The organism is Pseudoalteromonas maris (assembly GCF_049257235.1).
Lineage (GTDB): Bacteria > Pseudomonadota > Gammaproteobacteria > Enterobacterales > Alteromonadaceae > Pseudoalteromonas.
Genome location: NZ_JBMMUF010000001.1, coordinates 578,844 through 591,335, shown reverse-complemented (window position 1 = coordinate 591,335; position 12,492 = coordinate 578,844). Strand labels below are relative to the sequence as shown.

The window sequence follows — 12,492 nt, the reverse complement described above, 5'->3', positions numbered from 1 at the left end:
GCCAAATTAATAGAGCTAAAAAATGACAGATCAAATCCAAGACGAAAACAAATTAATTGCAGAACGTCGCGCAAAGCTCGACGCTATCCGCGAAAATTGTAGTGCTAACGGTCACCCAAATAGCTTCCGTCGAAAACACTACACTGCTGATCTTCAAGCTGAGTTTGGTGATAAATCAAAAGAAGAACTTGTTGAGCTTGATCATCACGTTGCTGTTGCAGGTCGTATCCTTGCGAAGCGTGGTCCATTCCTTGTACTTCAAGACATGAAAGGCCGCATTCAGGCTTATGCATCAAAAGATGTACAAAAAGATTTGAAAGAAAAATACGGTCAACTTGATATTGGTGACATTATCGGTGTTGCTGGCCCGCTACATAAATCGGGTAAAGGCGATTTATATGTAGATATGCACGAATATGAACTACTGACTAAATCATTGCGTCCATTGCCAGAGAAGTTCCATGGCTTATCTGACCAAGAAACCAAATATCGTCAGCGTTACGTTGATTTGATCACCAACATGGAAACGCGTGAAACATTCCGTATTCGTTCTAAGGTAATCGAAGGCATCCGTCGTTTCCTAGCTGATCGTGACTTCATGGAAGTTGAAACGCCTATGCTACAGGTTATCCCAGGCGGAGCATCGGCGCGTCCATTTGTGACTCACCACAATGCGCTTGATATTGATATGTACCTGCGCATTGCACCAGAGCTTTATCTCAAGCGTTTGGTAGTAGGTGGTTTTGACCGCGTATTTGAAATTAACCGTAACTTCCGTAACGAAGGTCTTTCAACACGTCACAATCCAGAATTCACAATGATTGAATTCTACCAAGCGTATGCTGATTACAATGATTTGATGAACATCACAGAAGACATGCTACGCACAGTGGCACAAGATGTGTTGGGCACAACAACTGTTGTAAACACGACTAAAAACGCTGAAGGTGAAGTAGTTGATACTATTGAATATGACTTCGGTCAGCCGTTCACGCGCTTGAGCATGGCTGATGCCATCATGAAGTACAACCCAGAGTTTGACGCGGCAGTATTTGCAGATCCTGAAAATCATCTTGAGCAGTTAATCGCATATGCTAAGCAAGTACACGTTAAAATCCCTGAAAACTGCGTTTGGGGTGCAGGCAAGTACATGTGTGAAATCTTTGAAGAAACAGCAGAGCACAAGCTGATTCAACCAACTTTCATCACAGAGTACCCATGGGAAGTGTCGCCATTGGCCCGTCGTAACGATGAAAACCCATTTGTTACTGATCGCTTTGAATTTTTCGTTGGTGGCCGAGAGCTTGCAAATGGCTTCTCAGAGCTTAACGATGCACAAGATCAAGCTGCGCGCTTTGCTCGTCAGGTTGAAGAAAAAGATGCAGGTGACGATGAAGCGATGCACTTCGACGATGATTATATCCGTGCGCTAGAGTATGGCCTACCGCCAACAGCGGGTGAGGGTATTGGTATTGACCGTCTAGTGATGTTATTCACTGACTCACCAACAATTAAAGATGTAATCTTATTCCCGCACATGCGCCCAGAATAAGATTTATCAAAGCATGACTTAAAAACGCGGCCTAGAGCCGCGTTTTTTATTGCATTTGTTGCACGATATATTTGATGTCTATCAACATCCCCCAAGTTAATTAGTATCAAAATCACCGCCGTAAATTCCTAAAAAGTATAATCAACTCAATGATATAAAATTAATCACTTGATTTTTTTGCGATTTACTTCCATTCTGAAACTGAACAAATGTTCATCTAAGCTTTTAATTTTTCATATCTAGTCTATAATTGTGCCTAACTTAAGGACAGAATAAAAATAACATGGGGGCAGGATAGTGAGTAAAGAGGAAATCATTCCAGATATTCCGGTAGACGATAAACGCGAAGCGTATTATCGAGCCTGTATTTTGGAATTTGAACGACTAGGCTATCGGGACCAGTTTCTGAACGAAATATTCGAAGATTTCGAAGCAAAAATTAAAGGACCAGAGGCAAAGACTGGAACAAAATAGTACATCGTACGTAATCAGAAAAAATGGCTTATCAAGGCCATTTTTTTTGTCTGCAAGGTAATAGCGCAAAAGTGTGGACTAGGTGCATAAAAGCGCTGATTTTAACTAGGATAACGCGCAAGTTTGTGCAAAAAGTCAGCGTGAAAGTGGCTGAAAAGTAAACTTTAAACTGCTTTACAAGGCAGGTGTGCACAATCTCTGAGCAGACAGGCGTATTTTGATATAAAAGTGTTTGACATATTTGCTCAACCCTTTATTATACGCCCCACAAAGACGGAGAGGTGGCCGAGTGGCTGAAGGCGCTCCCCTGCTAAGGGAGTATAGGGTTTGTAGCCCTATCGAGGGTTCGAATCCCTCCTTCTCCGCCATTTATTTATAAATGGCTATTCTTTGGTTATAGATACGGACGCATAGCTCAGCTGGATAGAGTACCTGGCTACGAACCAGGCGGTCGGAGGTTCGAATCCTCCTGCGTCCGCCACTTCTTTTAACAGGAAGTGAGAATAAACCAGTAATCACTGGTTTCATCATGAATTGACAGCGTGTGCATATGGCGTTGGACCTTTTGGGTCTACTGATTCCGAATCTTAGCCTGCATTCGCCATCTACTTTCAAGATGGTCTAGTATCTATAAGTCACTTTTTTATGAAACGGACGCATAGCTCAGCTGGATAGAGTACCTGGCTACGAACCAGGCGGTCGGAGGTTCGAATCCTCCTGCGTCCGCCATCATTTTAAAGTGAAAAATCAGAACGAAAGTTCGAAGACATAACGGACGCATAGCTCAGCTGGATAGAGTACCTGGCTACGAACCAGGCGGTCGGAGGTTCGAATCCTCCTGCGTCCGCCACTTCTTTTAACAGGAAGTGAGAATAAACCAACGAAAGTTGGTTTTTTTATGCCTGAAATTTAGTAAACGCATCCCTTTCCAACGAATATCACTTGTTGGTCAGGCTTCAGCCTGACATTTCTCGCCCATACAACGTAAAGCTGCAGCCTTACCTACATGGCATGGGTGATCTTAGACCTTTTTGTAGGTCAGGCTTCAGCCTGACATTTCTCGCCCATACAATGTAAAGCTAAAGCCTTACCTACATGACACCTGTGAACTTAGACCCTTTTGTAGGTCAGGCTTCAGCCTGACATTTCTCTTGCATACAACCCAGTGCCGGCTCGGCTGCATAACCTAACATTCTGTATTTGCGCAAATTTAAACCTGTGGTAAAGTTAAATAAAATATTCTGTTAAAAACAATAAAATGAAATATTTGTTGCCTGTTATTTTGACCACGCCCTTGCTTTGTCACGGAAAACTCCAAGCAGAAGAAGTCCTTGAGCCGATAGAGCAAGCTTATATGGACTCTGTGATGCTGGCTATGCCGCCTGTGCCCACAGATCTCAGTGAGCGAAATATCAGTTGCACGCTGCCAATAAAGGATGACTTTGGTAAAAGCGCAGAGCAAATAAATTACAACGAACCAGGTTGGGTGCAGCGCCTTGATGCACAGTGGGACTACTTTAATATCCCCCCTGAGGAAGGACGAATCTTGGTAATTGAAACCGTGCAAGATAAACAAGGTGTGCCGCACTACAAATATTTTGCCAATCGCACTCAGAGTCAGGTGTATGAGCCATGGAGTAGTTCCAAAGTGATGGCGATTACAGGTGCACTCAGTCATATGCGCGCTAAGGGAAATGTCGGAGCACTTGCTAAGGCCGGTGATGTGCCTGTGGTTGACCTTATTACCAGTATTCATAGTTATCAAGCAGAAGGGGCTGCAGATGGTAACTCCAACGCCATTGCCACTTACTTCGCCAACTTAGCCACACGAGGTCACCTCAGCAGTCTGTTTCACGACACATGGCTAAAACTGGATGATCCCAGTATTCATTTCAGTGGTGCCTATGCCAACGAGGTGTTTACACCCAGTAATTTGAACTGGCAGCAAGGTAACGAAGTGGTCGCGGCACCATATTTTCTAAAGGCCAGTGACGATCCGCATTATCAGACATACCGTTGTGATAGTTGCGCCTTAACGGGCAACAAACCGATGACAACGCTTGCCCAAGCTGAATGGTTAAAACGATTAAGTATGCACTCTTTGGAACCTTCAACCGCACATCCAAATTTGACGGCTGAGGATATAGAGGTGTTGTTTTATGGTCACCCAAACGCAATTGGCGGTATGAGCAAAGGCATTGGGCTGTCATTACATCATGCCATCGCTCGCGCTTTTGGCAATAAAGAGTCGAGTGAGGCGATACATTGGCTGGAGAATAGCTCCGATGGGAAATGGCGCGTATGGCAAAAGATTGGTTGGGGCCCGAGTGAAACGCGAGGCCAAAGCGAACAAGTGTTAATTGCTCAGGTGTGTTTACCACATGATGCCACAAGTCGCTCGTTCACCATTGCCGCTCAGGTAGGGGTTTCAGGGGCCAGTGAAAGCCAGGTTGTTCATGCAGGGCGGAAATTGGAGTCATTGTTAATTCGTGCACTTACACAATTAAAAGAATAAAGTATTCCTAAGTGGTGTTTGTTATAGAAATAGTTTGCTAGGATAAAGCAATTAAGTGATAGCTGGGTTTTTCCCAAGTCGCGCTCGGAGAATAACAATGAATAAAAGCCGTAAGTCATTATTGTCAGTTATAGTGCTAAGCGCTCTGATGGGCGCTGCGCATAGTTATGCAGAGCCCTCGTCGATGCAAGGTGTTGCACCTTTTGTGAGCGATGTGCCTCAAGTGCAGCAGGTTATGCTTTCCCCCTCGTTTTGGTTAGAGCGCCACGCTGATCACACACCAATAATGAACAGAGCACAAATACAGGCGTTTAACCGCGATTTGATTGCCACCAACAAACACGTGATTGACCCGCTCGCTTATTCTAGTGAGCTCAGTGCACAACAACTTAGGGCCACTATTGGAAACACCAGTTCAACGCCATCAAGCCCTCGATTTTATGTTGATGGCACAGCGCTCACTGAAGCAGATTTTGCTCGCTATCATGCCAATACCAACATAGGTGCAATTAAAGAAAGTAACAAAGTGCACTTTGGAATGGTTGTCACCCGCACCTCGTTGCGTACTTTTCCAACGGATGATCGCGTCCTCAATGCCGAAATGGATGTTGATTTAGATCGTTTTCAAGAAAGTGGCGCATTCCCTGGAGAAGCAGTGGCGATATTGCACCAAAGCGCTGATAAGCAATGGTATTTAGTTGCCGCCTACAACTACACCGCCTGGGTAAAAAAATCCGATATAGCGGTGGGTAACAAGGCCGAAATACGTGATTACATGCATGCGAAAGACTTTATCGTGGTTACAGGTGATAAAGTCGACACCACATTTGTGCCAAACAAACCGCACGTGTCGCAAGTGCAACTTGATATGGGGGTGCGCTTGGCGCTGATGCCACAACAAGATATTGAGCATCTTACTCATGGCCAAAATAGCTTTGCTAGTTATATTGTAAAATTACCTGTGCGTAACAGCGACGGCACGCTTAGCTTTAATACGGCACTGTTGCCACGCTCCAGCGATGTCACTGTTGGCTATTTACCTTTGACCAGCCACAACCTCATTGCTCAAGGCTTTAAATTTTTAGGTGAGCGCTATGGGTGGGGGCATGACTACAAGGCGCGTGACTGCACCGGCTTTGTTGGTGAAATATACAAAACCTTTGGCGTGCTGATGCCTCGTAATTCCTCGTGGCAAGGTGCAGGGGAATATGGCCAAAATTGGCGCTTTGATAGCAGCGCAACATCTCAGCAAAAGCTGGCAGTACTTAACAATATGCAGGTAGGGGATCTGATTTACATTCCCGGCCACGTAATGATGTATATCGGCGATTATGACGGTGAGCCTTATGTGATTCATGATGTCAAAGGGTTGGGTTACCTCAAAGACAACGATGAGTTTTATGACGGTGAACTCAACGGTGTGTCGGTCACGCCGCTGTTGCCATTGCATTTAAATGCCAGCACATCATACCTAGATAAAACCTATGCCATAAAACGCATTGCCGCAGGCACTGTGCAATGAAGATTCAGTCAGTTCGCTTTGCACGTATGTCAGTGCCGCTACATACTCCGTTTAAAACAGCGCTGCGCACCGTTTCAAGCATTGAAGATTTAGTGGTAATGATAGATACCCAGTGCGGCAAAACAGGTTATGGCAGCGCCCCTAGTACGCCGGTTATTACGGGCGATACACACCAGTCGATGATGAGCATTATTAGTAGCGTAATGGCGCCTCAGCTTATTGGCCAAGATGTACGCAATATCAATGCGTTGTGTGACCATTTGGCGGGTGTCGTGGTGGCAAACAGTAGCGCCAAAGCCGCGTTGGAAATAGCGCTTTATGATCTTTGGAGCCAGCACCTTGGTTTGCCTTTGCATCAAGCTTTGGGTGCAGTGCAAAGTGAATTAAAGACAGACGTGACTATTAGCGTAGATAGCATAGATAAAATGCTGGCAGACTGTGATATTGCCCTCGCTAACGGCTTTGACGTACTGAAAATTAAAATTGGCAACGAGGTTGAACAAGACATTAAGCGGGTGCACGCTATCGCCTCTCATGTAGGGAGTAAAGCCGCACTGCGTTTGGACGTGAACCAAGGGTGGGACGCTAAACAAACAGTCGATGCATTGCAACGAATTGAAAGTGCAGGAATTAAGCTTGAGCTGGTGGAGCAGCCCGTGAAAGCCCATGATATCGATGGTTTACACTATATTCGCCAGCGCGTGCAATCAAAAATCATGGCCGACGAAAGTGCTTTCTCTCCCAAGCAGGTGATCACTTTGCTAGAGCGCGGTGCTATAGACATTATCAATATTAAATTAATGAAAAGTGGTGGTTTAAGTCGCGCGATTCGCATTGCTGATATCGCCGCTACCTATGACTGCCCATGTATGATTGGCTGTATGTTAGAGGGCAGCATTGCCGTCTCTGCCGCCGCTCACTTGGCGGCAGCCAAGTCACAGCAAATCAGCTTAATTGACTTAGATGGCCCTGCGCTTGGACAGTATGACCCTGTGCAAGGCGGAGCAACATTTGCAGGCCCACGCATCGTGCTCAATGGCTCGCCTGGGCTCGGAGTAACGCACATTGATGGGCTGATAGACCTTGCAGACGGAGTATGGCGATGAATTATAAACTAAAAAGCCTCATGCTGAGTGTGGTAACTCTACTATGTTGGGGTCATGGTGCGCAGGCGAACCCAATTAATGCTCACGCTCAGCAACTTGCTGTAGTGGTGACTGATTCATGGACTGATATCCAAGGCGAAATGACCTTATTTGAGCGCGATGCTACTGACTCTTGGCAAGCTGTCGGCGAGCCCAGTGCCGTCGTGATTGGTCGCACGGGGTTAGCGTGGGGCATTGGCTTGCATGCGCCGCAACAAGGGCAACAAAAAGTTGAAGGTGACGGGAAAGCTCCCGCGGGTATTTTTGCCCTAGGTACTGCATTTGGTTATCTCGAGTCTGTCACTACCGGTTTGGATTATCAGGCGATGGATGCCCAAGATTATTGTATCGATGTTACAGGTTCGCCGTATTACAACCAGCTAGTGAATACCGCGAATGTTGGTGCAAAGGCAGTAGAAGGTTCTTCGGAGGCCATGCGACGTGACATTCATAGCCAAGATGACCTGTACAAAAAAGGCATCGTGGTGGCACATAACCCAGATAATATTGATGGCGCGGGTAGCTGTATCTTCATGCATTTATGGCGGGATGCAGATAAACCAACAGCAGGGTGTACAGCCATGGCTGAAGCAGATATGGATGCCTTGTTGGCATGGTTAGATAAAGACAAACAGCCTTTGATGGTGATTTTACCGCGCATGGAATACGCACTAAAGCAAAGTCAGTGGCAGCTACCTCGCTTGAACACACAAAAATAATAAGAAGACAAAGTATACATGAACGCACATTATGAGCCCCTCGATTGGCTGGTATTCGGTGCCTACGCGGCCCTTATTGCCATCACCGCGTGGTGGTTTAACCGCAAAAAGGCGCAGACCTCAGCAGAGTATTTTCTCGGTGGTAACGCGATGCCAACATGGATGGTTGCTGTGTCGGTACTGGCAACCTCACAATCAGCAGCAACCTTTATTGGTGGGCCAGATCAAGGTTATCAAGGAGATCTATCCTATTTAGCAACTAACATAGGTGCATTTATAGCGGCCATTATTGTGGCCCAAGTGTTGATCCCACGGTTTTATCGGTATCGTGTTTACACCGTGTATGAGTTATTGGAGCAACAAGTTGGCCCCAAAGCGAAGCAACGTGCAGGACTGATGTATCTCTTCGGTCGCGTGTTCGCAAGTGGTGCACGTTTATATATGGCTGCTATCGCTGTGGCGATGATCCTCTATGGTAATATTGCGCCAAGTAGCGTCATTATTGCTACCATCGTGCTGGTGGTTGTAGGTATTGCGTACACCATATTTGGTGGCATCCGCACTGTGATTTACTCTGACGTGATTCAATGTATCGTTTACACCGGTGCCGCTGTGTGTGTGATTATCAGTTTATGGCTCGCTATTCCTGCAGACTTTGCCACCATCGTTGACGCGTTGCGCCACCCTACATCGGGACAAGACTCCAAGCTTGCCTTGTTTAAGTTTGATCTCGATTTCTCACCTGCAGGGGTGTTCAACATGGCCTCAGTATTGACCGGTTTTGTGCTCCTTAATATCGCCGCCTTTGGCCTTGACCAAGATATGACTCAGCGGGTGCTGACCTGTAAAGATGCGCGCTCAGGAAGTCGAGCAATCATGTTGAGTATTGCCATGGTGATCCCCGTGATGTTGCTATTTATCGTGATTGGCCTGCTGTTATATGTGTTCTACCAGCGCCCAGATATCATGATGGGAGCAGTAGATGGTTCTAACGTTGGCCAGTTTAACGGCGAGAAAATCACGGTGTTTATGCACTACGTACTCAATGAAATCCCTGCTGGTGTGAAAGGACTGGTGACTATTGGCATTATCGCCGCAGCGATATCTACACTTAACTCAGGACTAAGCTCCATGGCATCGGTGGTCGTGCAAGACATCTATAAACCATGGCATGAAAAACATGCCAAAGAAACTGATGACCATCATTATGTGGTGGTTGGCCGTTGGGCTATGTCAGGCGTTTCTTGCGCATTGGGGGCAATGGCAATTTTGTGTTACTTCTGGCAGCAGTATTCGCAAATGCCTTTGCTTAAATTTGCACTGAGCGTGATGGTTTTTTCCTATTCCGGATTATTGGGCGTGTATTTAACAACTTTATTTTTGGGGCGTGGCAGCGAATCTTCTGTATTAGCGGCTTTGATAATTGGCTTCGTAGCAACGCTCATTATGCAGCCATACGTGCAAGAGGTGGTACTGCCTAGCACATGGCAATTTAATCTTGGTTTTACTTGGCAACTCTGCATAGGTACAGCATTGGCAACCTTGGTGTGTGCAATGGGGCGTAAAAGTCGGCAGGTGAGTGATGACTAAGTGGGTGTTGGCCGTTGACGGTGGCGGCACAAAAACGGCGTTACGCCTGTATAACCCTGAGGGGTGTATTGTTGAGCAAAGCCAAGGCGCAGGCTCATCGTTAAGTTATGACCTATCAGCAAGTTGCCACAGCATTATCAGTCAAAGTGAGGCATTGCTTACTCGGGCAAATGTTAACGTGAATGACGCAGAGATTGTTGTTGGCGTTGCTGGGGCAACAAACCTTGAGGCGAGAAATGTATTGCAAGAAAAGCTGCAACAATGCGGCTTTACTCATGTGCTTGTTGTCAGTGACGCGTTAACGAGTGCATACGGCGCCAACCTTGGCGAGCCCGTCGCCTGTGTTGCCATTGGAACTGGCTCTGTAGGTATGCGTTTACTCGCCGATGGCAGTACGCATTTAGTCGGGGGCTGGGGCTTTTTGCTTGGCGATGAAGGCAGTGGTGCGCGTCTCGGTGCTTTGCTTATACAGGCGTTAATGTCGGCAATTGATTCCGCATGGCCAATAACGGGAGTGTTGGGGGCATTGGTTGAGTGCATAGGTTCGGATAGAGCCTCGATAAATCAATGGGTTGCGAATGCGAGTGTGGCCGATTTTGCCCAGTTGAGCGAATTACCATGGCAATACCATGGGCAATGTCAATATGCGGACGACGTACTGAGCAAACACATTCAGGCGGTTGAAGCACTGATAAAGCGCACCCGCGCTAATTTTGACTTGCCGGTGGTATTGTTGGGCGGTTTAGCGCACAATACGGCCCCATTATTGTCACGTGAGTGTCAGCAGATGGTGCAGCCTGCAAAAGGATTCGCCCTAGACGGTGCTTATATGTTGGCGAAAAGCAAGAATAGGTGGAATTAATTCAATGAGTTTACAAAACGAGCGTCGTTCTAAGCTGTTAAAAGAGTTAAATACGATTGTTTCTGAAGGGCAGAATCCTGCAACTTTAGATATTGATCTGCTGCCCACCGAAGACATTCTTCGCAAACTTAATGATGAAGATCAGAAAGTTGCGCCAGCACTCAAAGAAATCATTCCTCATATCGCACAAGCTGTTGATGCCATTGTCTGTGCATTTAGCAAAGGTGCGCGTCTTATCTACATCGGCGCGGGAACCAGTGGCCGCTTAGGGGTGTTAGATGCGGCTGAGTGCCCACCGACTTTCAGTGTCGACCCAAGCCAAGTGATTGGCATTATTGCTGGTGGTGAAAAAGCGATTCAAACCGCAGTCGAAGGCGCAGAAGATAACACCGAGATGGCAATCCAAGACTTACACAACCACCAATTAAGTGCAGATGATGTCGTTGTCGGGATTGCAGCTAGTGGCCGCACTCCTTATGTGGTTTCGGCGCTAAATTATGCCAAAGAGCAAGGGTGTGTCACCGTGGGAGTGGCTTGCTCTCCTAATTCAGCTGTGCTCAATGCCGCAGATATTCCATTGGCTGCAGTGGTTGGCCCTGAAGCGCTTACCGGTTCAACGCGAATGAAGTCGGGCACAGCGCAAAAACTCGTACTTAATATGCTCAGCACCGCCAGCATGATCCGCTCAGGTAAGGTATATCGAAACCTTATGGTTGATGTTAACGCCAGTAATGACAAGCTCAAAGCTCGGGCTGTGCGCATTGTTATGCAGGCTACGGAATGTACCGAGCAAGAGGCTGTTGAAGCCCTAACGCACGCTGAGCAAAGCGCTAAATTGGCGATTTTAATGTTGCTTACTGGTAAAACCGCAGAGCAAGGTCAAGCGCTTTTAGACAACAATAAAGGTTTCTTACGCGCGGCAGTGCAAGAGGTCGAAGAAGATGCTTAAGCGCATCATAACTTTATTCAGTTTTGTACTCGCACTGAGCGTGCCGCAAACGCTTCACGCTAACAGTATTGAGGTGGGGGCAAGTCAGTTTGAGCTCTATATCCCGCTTCTTAAAGGCAAGCGTGTGGCTTTGGTGGTAAATCAAACCTCGACAGTGGGCGGTGCTCATTTGGTGGACGCGTTATTAGCAAAAAGCATTAACGTGACCGCGATTTTTGCGCCAGAGCATGGCTTTCGTGGCGACCATGATGCTGGAGCCCATGTCAACTCAGCAATTGATAGCAAAACTGGACTGCCCATCATTTCTATCTATGGCAAGAACAAGCAACCAAGCCTTGAAGTGATGCAACAAGTCGATGTGGTGATCTTTGACATTCAAGATGTGGGTGTGCGCTTTTACACTTATATCAGTTCAATGCATTACATGATGCAAGCGAGTGCGCAGGCTGGGGTGCCATTTATCGTGCTTGATAGACCAAACCCTAATATTGCTTATGTTGATGGCCCAGTATTGAAAGAGCCGTTTCGCTCTTTTGTGGGCATGCATCCGATCCCTGTGTTGCACGGTATGACTGTGGGCGAATTGGCACAGATGATTGTTGGCGAACACTGGCTTGATGAGGGCCTCGTGCCAGAACTCACCGTGATCCCTGTGGCTAACTACACGCGTGATATGGCGTATTCGCTGCCGATTAAACCCAGTCCAAATCTGCCTAATGACCAAGCCATCGGCTTGTATCCATCATTATGCTTTTTTGAAGCAACACCTGTGAGTATTGGCCGTGGTACAGACTTTCCATTTCAAGTGCTGGGTCATGATGAGGTTTCATTAGGTGAGTTTACGTTCTCACCGCGGCCTATTGCCGGTGCTGCCAGCAATCCCAAATTAAATGGCAAACACGTTCAAGGGCTAGATTTGCGCCAAAGTAAGGTGCGTGGGCTGGATTTAGGCTGGCTTATAGCCGCTCATGAGCGCTTCAAAATGCGCAACATGACGTTTTTTACCAGTGCCGATTTTATGGATAAGTTAGCGGGTACCGATGCGCTTCGCACAGCAATCGAATCAGGTAAGTCAGAACATGACATCAAACAAACATGGCAGGCAGACTTAGATGAATTTAAAGCGCGGCGTGCCCCTTATTTGCTGTATCACTAAGAGATACT

At 46.8% G+C, this 12,492-nt stretch carries 10 protein-coding genes and 4 tRNA genes; all 14 read left to right on the top strand.

Annotated elements, in window-relative coordinates; genetic code table 11:
• Window positions 1-22: 22 nt before the first annotated feature.
• Window positions 23-1,552 carry a lysine--tRNA ligase gene (gene lysS, locus AAEU32_RS02905; protein ID WP_421969017.1) on the top strand — a complete coding sequence of 510 codons (1,530 nt, stop codon included), beginning with the start codon at window positions 23-25 and terminating at the stop codon, window positions 1,550-1,552.
• Between the two features lie 297 nt (window positions 1,553-1,849).
• Window positions 1,850-2,026 carry a hypothetical protein gene (locus AAEU32_RS02900; protein ID WP_421969016.1) on the top strand — a complete coding sequence of 59 codons (177 nt, stop codon included), beginning with the start codon at window positions 1,850-1,852 and terminating at the stop codon, window positions 2,024-2,026.
• Window positions 2,027-2,301: 275 nt separating this feature from the next.
• Window positions 2,302-2,394, top strand: a tRNA-Ser gene (locus AAEU32_RS02895).
• Window positions 2,395-2,430: 36 nt separating this feature from the next.
• Window positions 2,431-2,507, top strand: a tRNA-Arg gene (locus tag AAEU32_RS02890).
• A gap of 171 nt (window positions 2,508-2,678) precedes the next feature.
• A tRNA-Arg gene (locus AAEU32_RS02885) sits at window positions 2,679-2,755 on the top strand.
• Window positions 2,756-2,799: 44 nt separating this feature from the next.
• Window positions 2,800-2,876, top strand: a tRNA-Arg gene (locus tag AAEU32_RS02880).
• 408 nt (window positions 2,877-3,284) lie between these two features.
• Window positions 3,285-4,541, top strand: coding sequence for a hypothetical protein (locus tag AAEU32_RS02875; RefSeq protein ID WP_421969015.1), 1,257 nt, complete (start codon window positions 3,285-3,287; stop codon window positions 4,539-4,541).
• A 97-nt stretch (window positions 4,542-4,638) separates the two neighbouring features.
• The gene (locus tag AAEU32_RS02870) at window positions 4,639-6,063 is read left to right on the top strand and encodes an SH3 domain-containing protein (protein ID WP_421969014.1); all 1,425 of its coding nucleotides are present in this window, start codon (window positions 4,639-4,641) and stop codon (window positions 6,061-6,063) included.
• Window positions 6,060-7,169 (top strand): dipeptide epimerase, encoded by a 1,110-nt coding sequence (locus tag AAEU32_RS02865; protein WP_421969013.1) that lies wholly within the window; start codon window positions 6,060-6,062, stop codon window positions 7,167-7,169. The genes AAEU32_RS02870 and AAEU32_RS02865 overlap by 4 nt, the downstream gene beginning before the upstream one ends.
• Window positions 7,166-7,927, top strand: a complete 762-nt coding sequence (locus tag AAEU32_RS02860; protein ID WP_421969012.1) for a L,D-transpeptidase family protein — start codon at window positions 7,166-7,168, stop codon at window positions 7,925-7,927. Before AAEU32_RS02865 ends, AAEU32_RS02860 begins: the two co-directional genes overlap by 4 nt.
• Before the next feature lie 18 nt (window positions 7,928-7,945).
• Window positions 7,946-9,517, top strand: coding sequence for a sodium:solute symporter (locus AAEU32_RS02855; RefSeq protein ID WP_421969011.1), 1,572 nt, complete (start codon window positions 7,946-7,948; stop codon window positions 9,515-9,517).
• The gene (locus tag AAEU32_RS02850; protein WP_421969010.1) at window positions 9,510-10,379 is read left to right on the top strand and encodes a glucosamine kinase nucleotide-binding domain-containing protein; all 870 of its coding nucleotides are present in this window, start codon (window positions 9,510-9,512) and stop codon (window positions 10,377-10,379) included. The genes AAEU32_RS02855 and AAEU32_RS02850 overlap by 8 nt, the downstream gene beginning before the upstream one ends.
• A 4-nt stretch (window positions 10,380-10,383) precedes the next feature.
• On the top strand, window positions 10,384-11,328 hold the full coding sequence (murQ, locus tag AAEU32_RS02845; protein ID WP_421969009.1) for an N-acetylmuramic acid 6-phosphate etherase: 945 nt from the start codon (window positions 10,384-10,386) through the stop codon (window positions 11,326-11,328).
• Window positions 11,321-12,484 (top strand): exo-beta-N-acetylmuramidase NamZ family protein, encoded by a 1,164-nt coding sequence (locus AAEU32_RS02840; protein WP_421969008.1) that lies wholly within the window; start codon window positions 11,321-11,323, stop codon window positions 12,482-12,484. Before murQ ends, AAEU32_RS02840 begins: the two co-directional genes overlap by 8 nt.
• Window positions 12,485-12,492 lie beyond the last annotated feature (8 nt).

Excerpts from the sequence above, each read along its gene's own strand:
- lysS (WP_421969017.1), top strand. The coding sequence starts at position 23 with ATGACAGATCAAATCCAAGACGAAAACAAATTAATTGCAGAACGTCGC.
- AAEU32_RS02875 (WP_421969015.1), top strand. The coding sequence starts at position 3,285 with ATGAAATATTTGTTGCCTGTTATTTTGACCACGCCCTTGCTTTGTCAC.
- AAEU32_RS02870 (WP_421969014.1), top strand. The coding sequence starts at position 4,639 with ATGAATAAAAGCCGTAAGTCATTATTGTCAGTTATAGTGCTAAGCGCT.
- AAEU32_RS02865 (WP_421969013.1), top strand. The coding sequence starts at position 6,060 with ATGAAGATTCAGTCAGTTCGCTTTGCACGTATGTCAGTGCCGCTACAT.
- AAEU32_RS02860 (WP_421969012.1), top strand. The coding sequence starts at position 7,166 with ATGAATTATAAACTAAAAAGCCTCATGCTGAGTGTGGTAACTCTACTA.
- AAEU32_RS02855 (WP_421969011.1), top strand. The coding sequence starts at position 7,946 with ATGAACGCACATTATGAGCCCCTCGATTGGCTGGTATTCGGTGCCTAC.
- AAEU32_RS02850 (WP_421969010.1), top strand. The coding sequence starts at position 9,510 with ATGACTAAGTGGGTGTTGGCCGTTGACGGTGGCGGCACAAAAACGGCG.
- murQ (WP_421969009.1), top strand. The coding sequence starts at position 10,384 with ATGAGTTTACAAAACGAGCGTCGTTCTAAGCTGTTAAAAGAGTTAAAT.
- AAEU32_RS02840 (WP_421969008.1), top strand. The coding sequence starts at position 11,321 with ATGCTTAAGCGCATCATAACTTTATTCAGTTTTGTACTCGCACTGAGC.